Here is an 18185-nt window from a genome sequence, read left to right as displayed (position 1 = left end):
TTATTCTCTCATAGAGCTATCGCAAAAAGCAATTTTCTTGATCTTTGTTTCAAGGGCTTATGTTGCCTTTGCCAGCACCATTTTGCCGTCCGATCTAAGTTCCAGTCTGTGCTGACTTCCGTTCGGCAGTGCTAATTCGCTGCCAAATCGGGATGAATTGATCCGGGGAACCAATGCATCGCGCAGGCTTTCTGCCTTGAGGTGCTTATAGTGCTTCTCGATCATTTCGACTGACGTGCCGCAGTTCGTCGCGATGATGTCCGAGCTAATACCTGCCTTGAGTAGGTGCGTGATATAGGTATGACGGCAAATATAAAGAGGCTCTGAACTAAGCTCCTGGCCAAACTTAAGTCGTCGCATCACGCCTTTGAAGCTGTTGTTCATATCATTCACAATCCCGCCCCCAACATGAGGCCAGAGCGATGCCTCGCCTTCAATAGGAAAGCCAAACTCTGTGAGCATGGAGCGCAAAGATGCGATGACTTTAACTGACTCGGGAAGACAATTTACGACCCTTGGGCCCGTCTTACCGCTTCCACAAGGGGTGATGACAATGATCTCTCGACCATCTGAGAGGCGCGCGGTTTGAATGTCCTTCCACTTGAGGTCATTAACCTCAGCGCCCGGCCTCAGACCGGAAGCCAGCATCAATTTGACTCTATGTGCCATGAGCCTTCGCTCGTAGTTCCGGCCTTTTCCCTGCTCTCCGTGTTTAGAAACGCGGGCTTTTTCCTTTTCTTCCCAAGCATAAAACTCGCGATTCAGGATTGTCGTTTGCTCGTCCGTAAGGGCTGCGCGCTTCCAGTCGTTTTCCGCTTGCGCCTTTTTGTTTGATCGACGGCGAGGGAGGTGCCTGATTTCAGCGACCACCTCATCACTGACCCACTTTTCAATTTGATTGCTGCCCCAGGTAAGAGCACCCACAAAGTAAGTTTTCTCTCTTTGCAGTGTGCTAACGGTCGGCGGCTTCTCCTTCGTGGGGGCCGTAATCGTGGCAGTGCCCCTCTTATAGGTGCGGAACGCTGGTGCTTCGATATGCTTAGATTTCCGCCATTCCTCCCATCGGTAGAAGGTTTGGCGGTTAAGTTGACCCAAAGAGATCGTGCGCCAAAAAGGAACTAAATTCCTCATTATGGCGGAAATCTCTGGTTTCACACTTTTATCGCCCAAAGCCAGTTTTTGGTTCAGTCCCTCAAGATATGCTTCGAGCAAATCGCTGACACTGGGACCGGAGATGTGGATCGGTGCGCCTTGTTGCACTCTGTGCAGAAGGTCCTTGTGTTGCCGCTGAGCAATATCCTTGGCAAGCCAATAACTATCTGTTCGTGTTGAGTTACGAACCCTCTCCTTGGGCGAAAAGACATGATCTGCATAAATGAAACGTGACCTTGGATTTTTGTACAAGGCAAGGCCGGGCTTAATTTGAAATCGCCCAGTCTGATGGAAGTGCATTTCTTCAACAGAGCGGCTTTTTGAGCTTTTGGCGCTGGTTCTGGGCATCAGGGCGGCAGGTTGATTAGGTGTGCCAGGAGTGTGCCATGTCGATTTTGGGGAGTGTTTATTCGTTAATTGATGCTTCATAAAAAGGGATTTCAGTAAACATGTTGTTTCCCTTAGAACTTAAGAAGTTCAATCTAATGTTGTCTATAAATAAAATCCGACGGCATGCAAAGTAATACTGTATGTATTACGCTCCGAAGGCAAAGGTCACACGTTCGAATCGTGTCGGGTGCGCCATTACCAAGCCCTTGTCGAGCTTAGGTTTTAAGCGCTAAGGTCAAGCTTCGGAATCTGATTTAGCAAGCCCCTTCACAACCTTCATTGTCGAAACGCTAGACCTGTGAGCTAGCGTTGATAGGATATTATGCTCAGCAACAGGCAGGATCCGGATGAAGCTGAGCTTCCAGTTATCACATCTTTCCATTACCGACTTCCCAACCATTGAGGTGCCGAAGTTTTCTCTGATCACCGGCCTAAATGGCTCTGGGAAAAGTCATCTGCTGCAAGCCATCCTAGCCGGGGCGGTCACAACTGATGCTGCACCACATCACCGAGCGGGTCAGACCACAGAGATTAGGTATTTCGATGCGTCATCTGGCGCTCAGGTGAATACCCTGACTGACGCGGAGTTCACGCAACAATATGGGCCTGCCCCATGGGACTTTGTGAACCAAGCACTTGAGAGTGCCGGCGTAGATTTTATGATAAATGCCCCAAATCTAGACAACTACATTCCCTATGAACCACACCTAACGAAGAAATCATCAGGCATTGAAGTCAAATTTCAACACCTTTCGTCGGGCGAAAAGGTGCTCATGTCTTTCGCGTTCTGTGTCTATTACGCATCAGATCGGCGGCAGGTCGCCGTGTATCCTAAAGTCATCCTGCTGGATGAAATCGACGCGCCCCTGCATCCGTCGATGTCCAAGAGTGTAGTAGGTACGATCATCAACATTCTGGTCGATCAGTTTGAAATCCATGTGATTGCAACCACGCATTCTCCCTCAACCGTTGCAATAGCACCTGAAGAATCCATCTACATTATGCGTCCCGGTGTGCCCGGACTTCATAAGACCAGCAAAGCTGAAGCCTTGAATGCTCTTACAGTAGGAGTTCCGACCCTTTCCATCTCATTTGATGGTCGCAGGCAAGTCTTTGTCGAAAGCCCCGCTGACGCGATCACGTATGAACTGCTTTACAAGGTTCTTAAACCGACGCTTGCCTCTCAGAGGTCTTTAGAATTCATATCAACCGTGAGCAAAGATGGTGCCGCGGTCAACACAGGATGCGACGTTGTAGTGCGGCTTGTGAATGAGCTGAGCGATGCCGGGAACACCTCTGTGTTCGGGCTTCTCGACTGGGACGGCAGGAGAACCTCTGACACTAGATTGCACGTGCTTGCAGAGGGGCGGCGAAACGGGCTTGAGAATGTCATTCTTGACCCGTTGTTGATTGCGGCACTTATTGCGCGATCAACACCGAACTTAAAGACGGCAATCGGGATCGACGCTCAAGCGAGTTATTTAACGTTCATATCTTATGATCAGCAGCAGCTACAGTCTGTGGTTAGGTGTGTTTGCCAAGCTGTTCTCGGTGAGAAACCTACAAGTGAGATCGAATGCGAGTACGTTGGTGGCATAAAGCTGATGATCGACGAACGGTATCTTACGACCGATGATCACGCCCTTGAGGAAATGATACTAACCGCGTTTCCCAAACTAAACAGTGTCGCAAAAAGGCAGGCAGGCAAGCTCATGCAGTACGTGATCGAGCACATCTTGTCAGATAAGCGCGATTTTATGCCAATTGAAGTGAAGCAACTTTTTGAGCGCCTGCTAGATCTGCCGGCACATTAGGCTTCGGCCCACCCGGATAGTTTTTCGCGTAGCCAAGCCTGCGTTACTCAGGTGCCAAACGCGATAGCCTGCACCGGTATAAGCTTCAACGACTTTGCCCCCTATTCCGCCGGCGTAACCTTCACCGCCCCTCCCGGCGCTCCGAACCGCACGGGCCGGAAGACGAAGTAGGCGAAAAAGGAGGGCGGCGACGGCGAGCGTCAGGACGGCGGTGCAGATGGTTCGGAGGACAACCGGCGCCAGAAGACCACTGGCATCCCGACAAGAGCCGCCCGCCCTACATGAACATAATACAGCCGCGGTTCATGGCCCGCAGTGATCGAAACTGCCGAGGGGCGAAAGGTTCAGCAACATGAAATGGATGGCGTGGTCCCTCATCCTCATCGCGCTCACGCTCTTCGGGGTGCGCGCCTACGATTCCCAGCGCGGCGCGCCGCTCGCGCCGTGGCACACCTTCGTGCCGGAGGAGTTGGGCAAGGAGGATCTCGATCATGCCGATTGGGCCGCTTACCTGAAGGCCGAGCAATCCATTTTCGACAGCGTGCGGAGCGAGGTGACGCAAAAGCTCGACCCGCAGGAGCGGATTGCGGACAATCGCTATTTCGACGGCAGCCCCGTTCATCCCGGACGCTTCGCCAAAGATTGGAACCGCTCCTTCATTCTCGAGCCCGAAGGCGCGCCGAGGGGAGCGGTTGTCCTGCTGCACGGCCTGACGGATGCGCCCTACAGCCTGCGCCATGTCGCGCGGCTCTATCGCGAGCACGGCTTCGTATCGGTGGGGATCAGGCTTCCCGCACACGGCACCGTGCCCGGCGCGCTGACGGATGTGGAGTGGGAGGACTGGCTTGCGGCGACGCGGCTTGCGGTGCGTGAGGCGCGGCGGAACATCGGCCCGTCAAAGCCGCTTCACATCGTCGGCTATTCCAACGGCGGCGCGCTCACGCTGAAATACGCGCTCGATGCTCTCGACGATGACAGGCTCACCCGGGCGGACAGGCTGGTTTTGATTTCGCCGATGGTCGGCGTCACGGCCTTCGCGCGCTTTGCGGGGCTCGCTGGCTTACCCGCTTACTTCCCGCGCTTCGCGAAAGCGGCGTGGCTCAGCGTTCTGCCGGAGTTCAACCCGTTCAAGTACAACTCCTTTCCCGTCAACGCGGCGCGCCAATCCTACCTCCTGACGGCGGCGTTGCAGGAACGGCTTTCCGCGAAGGCGAAAGAGGGCCGTTTGCGGGAACTGCCGCCTATCCTCACCTTCCAATCGGTGATGGATTTCACGGTGAGCACGCGCGCGGTCGTCTCCGCGCTCTACGATCTTCTGCCTGTGAACGACAACGAGATCGTTCTGTTCGATCTCAACCGCGCGGCGGATCTTGGACCGCTTCTCAGCCCTTCCGCCGAGACCGCCCTCTCACGCATTCTGCCGCCGGCGCCAAGGCGCTATGGCACCATCGTCGTTACCAATGCCGGCCCCGGCGATACGAACGCCGTCGCGCAGATCACGCCGGCAGGTGCGACGGAAACGAGCGTCCACCCTCTCGGTCTTGCCTATCCGCGCGACATCTATTCGCTTTCGCATGTGGCGCTGCCGTTTCCAGTCGACGATTCCCTCTACGGCCTTGCGCCCGAGGGCGATGCCGATTTCGGGCTGCATTTGGGAACGCTGGCCGCGCGGGGCGAGCGCGGAGTGCTGGTGAGCGATCTCGACACGCTGATGCGGATCAACTCCAATCCGTTCTATCCGCAGATGGCCGCGCGTATCGCGCAAACCATCGCCGCCGATCTTGCCCGAAAGAACGCGCCCTGAAATCCATCAAGCCGCCGGGCGGTCGCCGAGCCAGTCCTCGACATAGAACCGCAGCACGCCGACGCGGGCGATGGCGAGGAGCGGCGTCGCAAGCGCCATACCCATGACGCCGAAGGCCGCGCCGAGAATGACGACGCCGACCAATGTCCATGCGGGCGGTACCTGCACGGCCTCCCGGTGCACGAGGGGGCCGATGACATAGCCGTCGAGATTTTGAATCACGAAGTAGATCGCCATCGCCCAGGCGAGCATCGGCGTTCCGAGCGGCATGGCCACGAGCGCCACGGGTACGCCCGCAACGAGCGGCCCGATATAGGGAATGAAATTCGACAGGCCCGCCTGCAGCGCAAGCAGGAACGCACTGGGCAAACCCAGGAGGTAGAAGGCGAGCCACAGGGTGAGCATCACGAGCGCCGTGCGCACGAGCTGGCCGAGAAGCCAGCCGCGCATGACATAACCCATCTCGCCCATGATCTCGCGCACCCGCCCGCGATAGCTCACGGGCACGAGGCAGAGAAGACCGGCGCGATAACCTTCCGGATGGGCCGCGAGGAACAGGCCGAGAAACGCGATGAAGATCGTGTTTACGAGGATGGCCGAGGCAGTGCCGAGCGCCGTCTGCGCATGACCGAAGAGAATGCCCGGCTCGGGCAGCAGGTGGAAGAAATCGCGTGCGCCCTCCGGCCCGAGAATGTCGATGCCGTAACTCTCGAACTTCTTCTGCAGCACGTCGAGCTGGGCATCCATGACGCGCAGGAGCATGCGCGCCTGCTCGGGCACCTGCCCGATGCCCCGCACGAGCGCGAACACCACGAGGCCGGTGAGGGCGGTGACCACGAGGGACAGCCGCCACGCCCTGCCGATGGGCAGCACCGGCGCGAGCGCGCGCGTGCAGGCATCGAGGAAGGTGGCGAAAAGGGCGGCGGCGAAAATCAGGAGCAGGCTGCCCGCGTTGAGCCAGGCAAACGCAAGACCGAGCAACACCACGATGACCGTGAGAGGCGTCGAGAGGCCGCTCCATAAAGACTTGCCGCGCGGGGCAGCGTCCGTCGAAGCCGGCTGTCGAATGTCGGTCTGCATGAATGCGCCTCCAGCCCCTCTGTCCTATCAACATAAGGCGATCCGCCGCATTCGCACCAGCCCCGGGCTGCGAGGACAGGCGGCATGCTCACTCGTCCCCGCTTTGGCTTGCGGCCAAACTTTGTGTAGCATGGCCCTCTCCAGCTTTTGCGGGTGGGGTTGGCGATGCTCGAAGCGTTGAGGCGACTGCAGAAGACCCTGCAGGTGGAAAAGCTCCGGGAATTCAAACGGCGCGTCTCCTTCGGGGACCTCATCACCGACCGCTGGGAGAACGCGCGCGAATACGGCTTCGGGGAAGGCTCCTCCTGCTACGACAATGTCCTGATCCTCGGCGACGTCGCGGTGGGGGCGCACACCTGGATCGGCCCGAACGTCATTCTGGACGGTACGGGCGGGCTGAGCATCGGCGATCATTGCTCGATCTCGGCGGGCGTGCAGATCTACTCCCACGATACCGTCCGGCGCAGCGTCACGTTAGGCCGCGAGCCCATCGCCTACGCGCAGACGACGATCGGCCACGGCGTCTATATCGGCCCCAACACGATCATCACGAAGGGCGTCACCATCGGCGATGCCGCCGTCATCGGGGCAATGTCCTTCGTCAACAAGGATGTTCCGGCCCGCACGAAAGTCTGGGGCGCGCCTGCACAAGTCGTCGGCGAGGTCGATGTTTGATCACGCCACGCGGATCCTGACCCCCGACAACGCCCCGTTCGCGATGGCTGCATTGCTGACGGCGATAATGTGGCGCGCGGGCCAGGGGCGGTGATCGAGAACCGAATGCTCGTCGAACGCCGTCACCTCGTAGAGCGCGTTCTCCTGCGGGTGATAGTAGAAGAACCGGTATCCGTAAGCCGCGATCTTCGCGTACCACGGCAGGGAGGGAAGGCCGAGCAGCAGGATCAGGATGTCCGCGCGGCCTTCGGCAAGGAAGCTCTCCGCGCCTTCCAGAACCTGCGGCTCGAAACCGGAAACGTTCACCTTCAGCACGGAGAGATGGCCAACGCCCGCGCGTTCAAGCTCTCCTGACAACGTGCGGACCGCAACGCGCTCACCGGTTCCACTTGCATTGCCGAGGTGGCCCATCCAGGTGCATCCTGCGGTCTCAAAAATCGATTCCCCATCGGCGTTCGACAAGGCGAGGCGATGGACCTTCACGCGCTCGGTGATGCCGTTGCGCGCGATGTTGTGCTCAAGCGTTGCGACATTGGCGGCGCTCGGCTCGAAGGCGTGCACCATCGCAACAGGCAGGCGCGCCGCGAAAACGGCGAACTGCCCGATGGCCGCGCCCACATCCGCGACGACCCAATCAGGCCGCGAAACCTTTCGCAGGAAGGCGTATTCAGGATCGATCAGATCCCCGAACATGACGAGGATCGGTGGGAACTGGCTGGGATAGGCAAAGTCCAGAACCGGCCCCGAACGGAGCGCGACGCTCGCGTGGGCAGGGCGCCACAAGCGCAACGCCGTGAGCCTTGCCGCGCCTCTGATGGTCTCTTTCAAGCCGACGGCGCGCAGGCCCCAGCGCAGCTTGTAGGCAGCGGATTGCAGGCGGGCGGAGGTGGTCGCAAGCCGTACCTGTTCAGTCATGACCTCCTCCAACTGCGGCGGGATGGTCCTTGGGCGTTGCTCTGCCTGTGCCGCGCCTTTTCACGCGCGAATCCCCTTCGGTTTTCGCGTCCAGAATCCAGGCCCCGCTGCCGAGGAGAAACAGGAACAGCACGTAGACCGCGTTCCAGAAATGAACCGTCCATCCCACCAGAAAGAACCCGGTCATGGAAATGAGGTAGGCCGTCCTGTACTCGGTGAGTCTGTCGCCAAGACCCTTCTTGAGGCCGACGGTCACGAAAAGCGAGATGAACGCGAGCATCATCATGAACGCGGCGGGCAGACCGTAGATGATGGCGTGATAGAGCCAGAACATGTCGATGCTCGGCGGCATCCAGGAGGGTCGCTCCCAACGCTCAAAGCCGACACCGAAAACCGGATGACTAAGCGCCGATGCGGAACCGAACCGCCAGATGAGAACGCGGTAATAGGCCGAGACTTCATCGAACGAGAAATGCGTCATGAAGAATTCGGGCACGGACTGGTTGGAGACCACTTCGACGAAAAGGTACATCACCAGAACCAGTCCCCACATCACCTTCCAGCGGTCCTTGAACTTGTGGAGAACGCGGTTCCAGGTGAGCAGCATGCCCTGCGCGACAACGGCGCTCGTGGGCCCCGCCGACATCGAAAGGAAGGATGTGATGATGACTATCATCGACCGCCAGGAGCGTTGCCACACCGGCTTCTGATAACCGAGCACGAGATAGACCGGGGCGAGGATGCAGCCTGTCGCGACACCGAACAGGATCGGATGCTCGTAATACCCCTGCACGCGGCGCATGCCCCAGCGCGGATCGTAATTCGTATCCACCGGCGTCGGCATCACCATGCCGAATAATTCCAGCGCGATGTTGCGGCTCGTCACCGATTCGATGACCGCGAACGGGAAGGTGAAGGCGACGATTTTGAAGAGAAGCGAGATGACGTTGTAGAAATCGTCCGCATCGCGAATATAGCAGCGGGCCAGGAGATACGAGCCCGCCGTCTCGATGAACAGGATGGCGCTGGGTTGCAGGGTCGCGCTGACCCCGTAGTTGGCCGCAAGACTGAGCCCGCACCAGAGCGCATAGGCGATGAGCGCGAAATCGGCAGTCCTGATCCTTCCGGCTTTTCCCGAAAGCCACATGATCAGCGTCGGCACGAGAGTCGCAAGCAACACCAGACGGTAGGCCGAGGCCCGCACGGGGCCGAGCTGAATGATCCAGGGGATGACCAGCGACACAAGGAAAAGAGTAACGGGCCAGGGCAGCTTCTTTCGCCGGCGCGCCTGTTCGTGCCGAACCTCTTCCGCGGCGCCGCCCCTTCTCGGCCTGCCGGTCCGGCGGTTCGCTTTTTGTGTCCGCTCCGGCTTTGCGCGGATCGAGGGCGAGTCCATCTCTTTCCCATCGATCCGGGGGCGCATCACGACAAGGCTTTCCTGAGCGCGGAGACGACTTCGTCCTGCATCTCCTCCGTCATCTGGTGGAACAGCGGCAGGAGGATGCTGCCTTTGTGGGCGCGCTCGGACTCAGGCAGGGGAAAGCGCAGCTCGGCATCGGCATAGGCGGGCTCGAGATGAATGCACATGATGCCGCGGCGGGTGGCGACGCCCCGGTCGAGCATCTCCTGCATCACATGGGCCTGCTGCGCGCCCTCGGGCAGGCGCACGCAATAGCTCTGCCAGTTCGTCCTCGCCCAGTCCGGCTCCTCGGGCGCGATGACGCCGGGAACATCTGCGAGCATTTCACGATAAGTGTCGGCAAGTTCGCGCCTGCGGGCGACGATGTCGTCGAGCTTTTTGAGCTGCGCCCGCCCGATAGCGGCCTGCACGTCGGTGAGGCGGTAGTTGAAGCCCGTGACCGGATATTCCTCGAAGATCACCTTGGGACTGTTGTGGCGCACCGAGTCGGGCACGCTCATGCCGTGTTGCCGCCACAGGCGAAACCGGCGGTCGAATTCGACATTCGAGGTCGTCAGCACGCCGCCGTCGCCGACCGTGAGCAATTTGCGCGGATGCAGCGAGAAGCAGGCAACGTCTCCGAGCGGCTGCCCGATCCTTTGCCATTCTCCATCGATGAGGATTTCGGAGCCGATGGCGCAGGCGGCATCCTCCACGATTGCAAGCCCATGCTCGCGGGCCAGCGGCAGGAAAGCCTCCATGTCACAGGGCATGCCCATCTGATGGATGCACATGATGGCCTTGGTGCGCTCTGTAATGGCGGCCTCGACCTTTTCCGGGTCCATCGTGAAGGTCGCCGGGTCGATATCCACGAAAACCGGCACGGCCCCGCACTGACGCGCCGCGTTCGCGCAGGCGATGAAGGTGTGGCTCGCCATGATGACCTCGTCGCCCGGACCGACGCCGACGGCGAGCAGCGCGAGGTGAAGGGCGACCGTGCAGTTCGAAACCGCGCAAGCGTGGTCCGCCCCCACCGCCGTCGCGAATTCGTTCTCGAAAGCGGCGACTTCGGGCCCTTGCGAGAGCCATCCGGACATCACCACGGCGGCGGCCGCATCGGCCTCGCTCTGCCCGATATAGGGAGCCATGATCGGGATCATCAGGCGACACCCCTTTCGTCCTGCCGGAGTGCGCCCCCTTGCCCGCGCCACCACTCGACGAGTTCGCCAAGGCTCGCCGCAACGTCGAGATCCGCTTTGAAGCCGATGAGCTGCGCGGCGGCGCTAGGGTCGCAAAGACGACGCGGCACCGGATTGACGGCGCGCTCCGCCTCGTGAATCGGAACGAGGGCGGGACGTCCCATCGTCTGGGCGAGCATGCGGGCGAGATCGAGAAGCGAGGTTTCCGTTCCGCTTCCTACATTGAGCGCCACATCGGTCGCGGGCGAGATCGCGGCGAGGATGTTGGCGCGCGCCACGTCCCGCACATGCACGAGGTCCATCGTCTGCAGGCCATTGCCGAAGATGATGGGCGCAAGGCCCGCATCGAGCCGCTCCATCCAGCGGATCATCACCTCCGTATAGCGGCCGTGAATATCCATGCGCGGGCCGAATACGTTGAAGTAGCGCAAGGCGACATAGTCGAGGCCGTACATGTCGTTGAACGAACGCAGGAGACCCTCGCCGAATGTCTTCGCCGCGCCGTAAAGCGTGCGGTTGTTATAAGGGTGCTGCCGCTCCGTGGTGGGGAACTCCTCGGCCATTCCATAGATGGAGGCCGAGGATGCCATGACCACCTTGCGCACCTTGCTCTGCACGCAGAGTTCGAGAAGATCGAACGTGGCGTCGACCATCACTTCCATCGCGGCGCGAGGTTCCGCCGCGCAATGGGTGATGCGCAGGGCGGCCTGATGGAACACGGTGTCGATACCATCGACCGCCGTTCTCATCAGCTCCCTGTCGCGGATGTCCCCGACGATCAGGCGGGCGCGTCCGCTCGCGAGCGCGCGGGAGAGATTCTCCGGCCTGCCGCGCACCATGTCGTCGATCACCACGACTTCGCGGCAACCGGCATCGACCAGAAGATCGACGATATGCGACCCGACGAAACCCGCGCCCCCGGTGACGAGGATGCGCTTTCCGCTCAAGACGCTGTGAGAAGGAACCATGGCGATCTCCGATCTTTCGAAAAGACTTTCCTTCAGGCAACCGCGACCTGGTTACGCGCCACGACGCGGGAGAGCGCCTCGACCACCGCGCCCACCTGCTGCTCGGTCATCTCCGGATAAATCGGCAGCGATACGAAATGATCCGCGAGCCATTCGGAAACCGGGAAGCGGGCGGGGCCGGAGACAAGTGCCGCATAGGCGCGCTGCGTATGCACGGGCCGGGGATAGTGAATGCCGGTGGAAACGCCTGCGGAAGACAATTCCGCGCGAACCCTGTCGCGCTCTTCAACGCATATGGCATAGACGTGATAGACGTGATCGCGCCCGGTGGGTTGCGGCGTGCGCACGGGCGTCTTCGCCAGGAGACCGTCATAGAGCGCGGCAATCTGCTGCCGCGCCTGCGTCCAGGCGGGGAGGAAGCGCAGCTTCACCTCCAGAGCCGCCGCCTGAAGGGTATCCATCCTGTAATTGAAGCCGTGGCGAACGTGATTGTACTTGCCGTCCTGCCCCCAGTCGCGCAGGCAACGGAGCGTTGCGGCAAGGTCTGGATCGTCCGTGACGATGGCACCGCCCTCGCCGCATGCGCCGAGGTTCTTGCCGGGGTAGAAGCTGAAGCAACCCATCGTTCCGAAGGTGCCGGCCCTGCGGCCGCCGCACTCGGCCCCGTGGGCCTGCGCCGCATCCTCGATGATGAGAATGCCGTGCCTGTCCGCGATCTCGGAAATCGCATCCATGTCGGCGAGCCGCCCGTGCAGGTGGACAGGCATCACGGCGCGCGTGCGGGGCGTGATTGCCGCCTCGAAGGTCATCGGGTCCATCGTGAAGGTGTCGGGATCGACATCCACGAGAACCGGCGTCGCACCGGCATAGAGAATGGCCGCGACGGTCGCCACGAACGTCATCGGCACCGTTATGACCTCATCGCCGGGCCCAATCCCCGCCGCGAGAAGCGCGAGATGGAGGGCGGACGTGCCGCTGTTGACGGCGATGGCCTCGCGCGCACCACAGAACTGCGCGAAAGCGGTCTCGAAATTCCGGACCGGCTCGCCGAGCACGTAGTCGCAGCTTCTCAGCACATCGAGAACCGCCTCTTCGAGCGGGTCCTGAACGGAACGGTATTGGGCCTTGAGATCGAGAAATGGGATCATGACGCTTCCCTCATGCCTGCGAATTCCACGGGTTGGCCGCGCCGTCCAAGAGATTGGGTCGCCCCTTCGAGAAGCGTCACGACGCGCAGGCCGCTCAGGCCGCTCGTCATGGGCTTCACGCGGTTTTCGACGCATTGGACGAAGTGTTCCACTTCGCTCAGCAGCGCCTCCTTCACGGAGAGCTGCGGCGTCCAGATATCGCCCATGCGATAGTTGAGCCGCATACGGTTGAGCGCTTCCGTGCTGCCGGGAAGATCCGTCTCCCCATCGATGGAAACGCCGCGGTCGTAGACCTTCACCTTTTCGCTCGGCTCAACATCGTCATAGACTATCATGCGGCGGCTTCCGCCGATGAGCGTCTGGCGGATCTTCACCGGCGCGAGCCAGTTCACATTGAAATGCGCCGTCGCGCCGCCTTCGAGGTAATAGGTGATGTGCGCCATGTTCTCGGGGCTGCCCTTGATGTGCCCGGCGCCGGTGGCGGAGACGGCAAGAGGACAAGTGTCGAGCACGAAATCGAGAATGGCGAGATCGTGCACGGCGAGATCCCAGATCACGTTCACGTCCGACTGGAAAAGACCGAGATTGATGCGCGTCGAATCGTAGTAAAAGATTTCGCCCACCGCGCCGCTCGTCACGAGCTCCCTGATCTTCTGCACCGCGCCGGTGTAGACGAAGGTGTGATCGACCATAAGGACGAGCCCGCGCTTCTCCGCCTCTTCGATCAGAATGACCGCCTCCCGCGAGGAGGACGCCATCGGCTTTTCGACGAGAACGTGCTTGCCCGCCCGCAATGCAGCGAGTGCGATGTCGAAATGCTGGCGTGTAGGGGTGGCGACGACAACGGCATCGACCTGCGGATCGGCGATCAGGTCGCCCCAAGTCTCCACGATCTCGGCGGCAGGATAGCGCCCCGCCGCCCTTTTTCGTGCGGCGGGGGAAAAGTCCGCTATCGATGCGAGGCGGCACCCATCCGTTTCCGAAATGCAGCGCGCGAGGTTTGGACCCCAATAACCATAACCGACAACGCCAATCCCGATCATAGCGCCCCTCAGCGTTTTGCGGCCATGCCTGCAAGAGAAAGCTCTGTTGCGGCCCTCATGCGGTCGCGCGCATCCCCGATGATCCGCGCCGGAACACCGGCCACGATGGCGTGGTCGGGAACATCACGCGTGACCACCGCCCCGCAGCCGACAATCGCTCCCTCGCCAATCGTCACGCCGCAAAGGATCGTCGCGTTGGAGCCGATGGAAGCCCGCCGCCGCACCAGGGTCGGCACGAGCTCCCAATCGCTGTCCGTCAGCATCGCTCCGCTTTCGCTCGCGGCGCGTGGATAAAGATCGTTGGTGAACATGACGCCATGCGCGACCATGACCTCGTCCTCGATGACGACTCCTTCGCAGATGAAGGAGTGCGAGGAGATCTTGCATCGCTCGCCGATGGCGCTGTTCTTCTGAATTTCGACAAAGGGCCCGACGCGCGTTCCGGAGCCGACGATACAACCGTAGAGATTGACGAGATCGGGATGTGTGATGACCACATCCTCGCCGAGCGTCACGTTCACTAGAGGCATTCCGTTCACCCGCTTTTGCTTGGTTTCAAGCTAGCTCATCGGCCTGCGAGCGGAAGCATTCATGCGGCTTACTCACTTAGGCGCACGGTGATCCCGTGCCGCCCGTCTCACCCTTAGGTGGTAAGGGTTCCCATCTTGCCGACAGCGATTACGTGCCCAAGCGGAGCAGTTAGAGTGGGCTTCCATGACAAAAGCCAACACGAGCCTACACCGTAAAGGCGATGCCTCAGCGCGAGAATGTTGGTGGCGGCCATGCGCCCTGGCGCGCGGCATCCAGCAACGCGGTTTCCCAACGGCGGCGCTCGCGCTTCCTCGCCGGGAGATGATTGTCGATTTCGAGCTTCAGGGCATGAAAGCCGGAGCGCACTGCATCCGCAAGATTGCGGCGCCCCGGCGCGGCAAGCACTTGCCGGTAGATATCGAGCTGCACCTGCACCGCACGCTCGAGGCTGAAGCGACGGACAACCGTTTCCCGCCCGAACCGGCCAAGAGCTTCGCGGCGGGCAGGGTCGGCAAACAGCGTCTCGATCTGCACGGCAAGGCGCGATGCTCCCGGCGCACTGTCGGCAAGACCATAAAAGCCCTGCCGTAGAAAAAGGTCGAGCGTTGCGGGTTCGAACACCTCCGAGAACGCCTCTTCGCCCTGCACGACGACAGGGCGTCCGATGGAGAGCGCGCGCAGAGCGGAACTGCCCATGCCGATGACGACATCGGCGGCGGCATAAGCGGCGCGCGGGTCTGCTTCTGGCCCGGGCAGCGCGATCACCTCATACCCCCATCGCGCATTGACCGCGCGGGCGCGCTCCATCAACGCCCCGTGAGCCGGCCCACCACCGACAAGGATGAGTTTCACCGGATAGCGCGCCGCCAGCAGATCCGCCGCGTCGATGGCGCGCACGAGGGCGTCGAGCTTGAGGTCGAGAGCAAGGCGGGACACGCTGACGACGAGAAGATCGTCTTTCCCGATCGCATGTTTCTTTCGAAACTCCGACCCGTCGATGCCGGGATGATCGCGCTCGACATCGATGGGCGGCTCGATCACCCAGACATCGCCGCGCTGCACCTTGCGCGCCTCGTCTCCCAGATCTTCCGTGCCCATGATCAGCGGCACCGAGGCGGGCACATAGGGCATCACCGCCATGCTGAGCACCGTGCAAAGCAGCGGAACGCCCAAGGCAAGCCCTGCGCCGTAATGCGCCTCAAGGCAGGTCGACCACTCATAGGCGTGGATCAGATCGATGCGCTCCCGCGCCGCAATGCTCGCAATCTGCGCGATGCGCATGGGCGCGGGCCGCTGGCGCTGCTGATGCGCGGGAAGGAACTTCAGGCCGCGCTCCTCGATATAATCGACCAGCGGTCCCTCGATGCCATAGACCATCACCTCATGACCGGCAACGGCAATGCCGGCAGCAAGATCGATGGCGTTGATCTGGCTGCCGCCGATGGCAAGGTCATGCGGATAGACGAGAATGCGCATGTGCCCCCCCGCTCATGCGACCCAGCGCCGGATGGGAACCGGCAGCAGGTGGGACGGGAAAAACCTGAGAAGGTTGCGCAAGGAATAGAGACCGGTGAGCAAGACACCCGCAACGCCAAGGCCTGTCGCCGGCCATGCGGGCAGGAACAGGAAGCCGCAGAACACCACCGTAGTGGCGGACACGAAAATCGCACCGACCCGCACATTCGCGGACGACCAACGAAAGCCGCTGATCTTGCGCACGATCACGTAGACGAAGGCGGTGTGCCAGACATAAAGCAGACAAAAGGCTGCACCCGCGCCGTCAATTCCAAGGATGTTCACGAGGGGCCAGGCGAGCCCCACATGCACGAACGTTGCCGCCACCTCCGTCGCGAGAAAGAGTTTCTGCTCGCCTTTTGCCAGAAGGATCAGGCCCATCGGCCAGGAGACGACGCGCAGCATCATGCCAAGGCTGACCCAGCGCAACAGGCCCACCGCCGCACGGAACTCGGCGGAATAGAAGATCTCCATCACCAGCGGAGCGAAAACGAGCGTGGCAATCACACCCGGACCCGCGAGCAGCACGCTGACCTGCGCCTGTTCGTTGACAAGGCGGTTGCACTCGGGATTGTCCTTCGCTACCGCCGCGAGGCGCGGATAGAAATCCGCACCAAGCGCCTGCAGGATCACGCCGGTGTAAAGCCCCGCCAGGGCCCAGGCCGCCTGATACATGCCCGCCGCCTCGACCCCATCATGCCGAAGCACGATGATGCGGACGACGTAAGTCGTGCCGAGAGAGAGAAAGCCGGTCAGCATGAAGGCGATGCCGAGCTTCAGGAGCATCGCCGTCTCCGGCAGCATCTGCGAGAGCGGCATCGGCAGGGAATTGATCTTGATCTTGCGGCTGTACCACCATGACGTGAGGATCGAGGCGGCGGCCATCGCGATGAGGGAGGGGACGATGCCGTCCTCACCAAGGAAGTAGATCAACGGAACGGTGAACACCGTGCTGAAGAACGCCGCCAGAATGTTCATGCGGGCAAGGTCCGAGATGCGCCGCATGCCCTGGATCAGCGCGCCCTGCCCGGTCGAGATCAACTTGAAGAACACGGCGATGGCAAGCAGCGCGACGCCGGCGGCCTGCTGCTCGTCTCCAAAAGTGAGCCGGGACACCGGCGCGGCAAACGCCACAAGAAGAGCGCCGCCGAGAAGGCCGAGAATGATTGAGACCCGGCGCAGAACTGTGGCCGTCCGCGCGATCTTCTCCATATCCCCGGAACCCGCCGCTTCCGCGATCTGCCGCACGCCGCTGTTTTGAATGCCCAATCCGGCAAGGCTTTGCGCCAGATCGAAGATTGCGCCGTAGAGACTGATGAGACCGACGCCCGCAGGCCCAAGCAGAACCGCAATCGCCTTGTTGCGAATGATCGAAAAAGCGATGTTCACGACGGAAGAGCCGCCGATCTGCGCCGTCGACTTCAGGATCTGACCATAGGTCTGCCGACCGGGGGTATCTTCCAATGTCATGCGCTGGTGCACCGCCTGTTGGGTTTCGCGACAATCAAACCTGTCCTCCCGCACCTGTGGGGATTTCGAAAGGCGGCTTTGCGGGCGCAAGAGCCGCCCGCAGAACGGCGCGATGGGTCGGGCCCAACATGGCGCGCATGGCTGCGCCAATGACGATGCTGAACTGAAAAGCCGCCGTCGCGAGAGGCCCATGATGGCGGCGGAAATAGCGGATGCGGTTATGCGCCAAAAGCGCCGACAGGCGAGGATTGTCGAGATAATCCCCGCCGATATGCATCATCTCGGCCGAAGGGACGGCGAGAACGAAAAATCCGCTGTCACGCACCTTGCGCAGGTAATCGACCTCTTCGCTGTAGAGAAAGAACGATTCATCCCAATCGCCGACGATGCGTCGCGCTTGCGGTGAGACGGCCAGCGCCGCGCCCGTCACCCATTCGACCGGACCGCCCTTCGCGTAAAGCGCCGGATCGGAGATGACCTCGCTCAGACCCATGCGGATCGCAAGCCCGCCGAGGAGAGCCTCCGACCACCCCGTCAGCACCGACGGCTCCCGGCGCAGAGAAAAAGCGGTGCTGCCGTCCTCATTCAGGATGCGGGGCGCTGTGACGCCCACGGATGGGTCGTTCAGCGGCTCCAGCAACGTGCGCGCCGCGCCCGGTTGCAGGCGGATGTCCGGATTGAGGATCAGCACGCTGCGATCCGGCGCGATGGTCGCTGTCGCGGCATTGATGCCGGCGGCATAACCGGCGTTACGCCCCGTGCTGATGATGCGCGGACGGATCGGATGCGCGCGCGCAATCTCCACGGAGCGATCGGCGGAATCGTTGTCGACGACGACAACCTCGGCATCGTCAATACCCGCAAGGCCCGCAGGCAAAGAATCCAGCAACCCCGCAAGAACCCTGGCGCTGTTGTAGGTGACGATGACGATGGAAATCGGAGAGCAAGGGCGCAGCTCCGGGGGTGACAAACTTGCAAGGTGCTGCGCCGGCACTGCGGCCTCCCTTTCAAAGCTGATGGGACAGGCGTGAAAGAGCGTACCCGCCGCCTTTTGCGGAAGTCCAGAACCCTTCCGGACTATC

The 18185-nt window shown here is 61.0% G+C and carries 15 protein-coding genes and 1 tRNA gene; 4 read left to right on the top strand and 12 right to left on the bottom strand.

Features of this window, described 5'->3' with window-relative positions:
- Nucleotides 1-57: 57 nt before the first annotated feature.
- A complete protein-coding gene (locus DQW91_RS03760) occupies nucleotides 58-1581 on the bottom strand; it encodes a site-specific integrase (RefSeq protein WP_157961329.1) in 1524 nt (507 codons plus the stop codon).
- An 82-nt stretch (nucleotides 1582-1663) separates the two neighbouring features.
- On the opposite strand from DQW91_RS03760, the gene DQW91_RS16535 reads away from it, so the two are divergent.
- The 3 genes from DQW91_RS16535 (at nucleotide 1664) to DQW91_RS03750 (ending at nucleotide 5160) form a co-directional block, all read left to right on the top strand.
- Nucleotides 1664-1737: transfer RNA gene (locus tag DQW91_RS16535), tRNA-Arg, on the top strand.
- Between the two features lie 152 nt (nucleotides 1738-1889).
- Nucleotides 1890-3356, top strand: coding sequence for an AAA family ATPase (locus DQW91_RS03755; protein ID WP_112662179.1), 1467 nt, complete (start codon nucleotides 1890-1892; stop codon nucleotides 3354-3356).
- A 352-nt stretch (nucleotides 3357-3708) separates the two neighbouring features.
- The gene (locus DQW91_RS03750) at nucleotides 3709-5160 is read left to right on the top strand and encodes an alpha/beta hydrolase (protein WP_198411762.1); all 1452 of its coding nucleotides are present in this window, start codon (nucleotides 3709-3711) and stop codon (nucleotides 5158-5160) included.
- A gap of 6 nt (nucleotides 5161-5166) precedes the next feature.
- On the opposite strand, the gene DQW91_RS03745 is transcribed toward DQW91_RS03750, so the two are convergent.
- Complete coding sequence (locus DQW91_RS03745) at nucleotides 5167-6240, bottom strand: AI-2E family transporter (protein ID WP_112662178.1); 1074 nt, start codon at nucleotides 6238-6240, stop codon at nucleotides 5167-5169.
- 165 nt (nucleotides 6241-6405) lie between these two features.
- Here DQW91_RS03745 and DQW91_RS03740 point away from each other — a divergent pair, with 165 nt between their 5' ends.
- A complete protein-coding gene (locus tag DQW91_RS03740) occupies nucleotides 6406-6915 on the top strand; it encodes an acyltransferase (RefSeq protein WP_112662177.1) in 510 nt (169 codons plus the stop codon).
- Here DQW91_RS03740 and DQW91_RS03735 read toward each other — a convergent pair whose 3' ends face one another.
- From DQW91_RS03735 to DQW91_RS03690, 10 genes are all read right to left on the bottom strand, one after another.
- Nucleotides 6916-7830, bottom strand: coding sequence for an FkbM family methyltransferase (locus DQW91_RS03735; protein ID WP_112662176.1), 915 nt, complete (start codon nucleotides 7828-7830; stop codon nucleotides 6916-6918). It abuts the gene before it with no gap.
- Complete coding sequence (locus tag DQW91_RS03730) at nucleotides 7823-9253, bottom strand: O-antigen ligase family protein (RefSeq protein WP_112662175.1); 1431 nt, start codon at nucleotides 9251-9253, stop codon at nucleotides 7823-7825. The genes DQW91_RS03735 and DQW91_RS03730 overlap by 8 nt, the downstream gene beginning before the upstream one ends.
- Entirely contained in the window at nucleotides 9253-10389 is a 1137-nt protein-coding gene (locus DQW91_RS03725) for a DegT/DnrJ/EryC1/StrS family aminotransferase (protein ID WP_112662174.1), read from the bottom strand. Before DQW91_RS03725 ends, DQW91_RS03730 begins: the two co-directional genes overlap by 1 nt.
- Nucleotides 10389-11396 (bottom strand): NAD-dependent epimerase/dehydratase family protein, encoded by a 1008-nt coding sequence (locus tag DQW91_RS03720; RefSeq protein WP_112662173.1) that lies wholly within the window; start codon nucleotides 11394-11396, stop codon nucleotides 10389-10391. Before DQW91_RS03720 ends, DQW91_RS03725 begins: the two co-directional genes overlap by 1 nt.
- 32 nt (nucleotides 11397-11428) lie before the next feature.
- Nucleotides 11429-12544, bottom strand: coding sequence for a DegT/DnrJ/EryC1/StrS family aminotransferase (locus DQW91_RS03715; RefSeq protein WP_112662172.1), 1116 nt, complete (start codon nucleotides 12542-12544; stop codon nucleotides 11429-11431).
- The gene (locus DQW91_RS03710) at nucleotides 12541-13587 is read right to left on the bottom strand and encodes a Gfo/Idh/MocA family protein (RefSeq protein ID WP_112662171.1); all 1047 of its coding nucleotides are present in this window, start codon (nucleotides 13585-13587) and stop codon (nucleotides 12541-12543) included. The genes DQW91_RS03715 and DQW91_RS03710 overlap by 4 nt, the downstream gene beginning before the upstream one ends.
- 8 nt (nucleotides 13588-13595) lie before the next feature.
- A complete protein-coding gene (locus tag DQW91_RS03705) occupies nucleotides 13596-14117 on the bottom strand; it encodes an acyltransferase (protein WP_112662170.1) in 522 nt (173 codons plus the stop codon).
- Between the two features lie 226 nt (nucleotides 14118-14343).
- The gene (locus DQW91_RS03700; protein ID WP_112662169.1) at nucleotides 14344-15594 is read right to left on the bottom strand and encodes a glycosyltransferase; all 1251 of its coding nucleotides are present in this window, start codon (nucleotides 15592-15594) and stop codon (nucleotides 14344-14346) included.
- A 12-nt stretch (nucleotides 15595-15606) separates the two neighbouring features.
- The gene (locus DQW91_RS03695) at nucleotides 15607-17103 is read right to left on the bottom strand and encodes an O-antigen translocase (RefSeq protein ID WP_112662168.1); all 1497 of its coding nucleotides are present in this window, start codon (nucleotides 17101-17103) and stop codon (nucleotides 15607-15609) included.
- A 34-nt stretch (nucleotides 17104-17137) separates the two neighbouring features.
- A complete protein-coding gene (locus DQW91_RS03690; protein ID WP_245410882.1) occupies nucleotides 17138-18097 on the bottom strand; it encodes a glycosyltransferase in 960 nt (319 codons plus the stop codon).
- Nucleotides 18098-18185: the final 88 nt, after the last annotated feature.

The organism is Microvirga flavescens (assembly GCF_003290125.1).
Classification (GTDB): domain Bacteria; phylum Pseudomonadota; class Alphaproteobacteria; order Rhizobiales; family Beijerinckiaceae; genus Microvirga; species Microvirga flavescens.
Note: the sequence above shows the minus strand (reverse complement) of the source record. Positions and strands in the feature narration are given on the sequence as shown.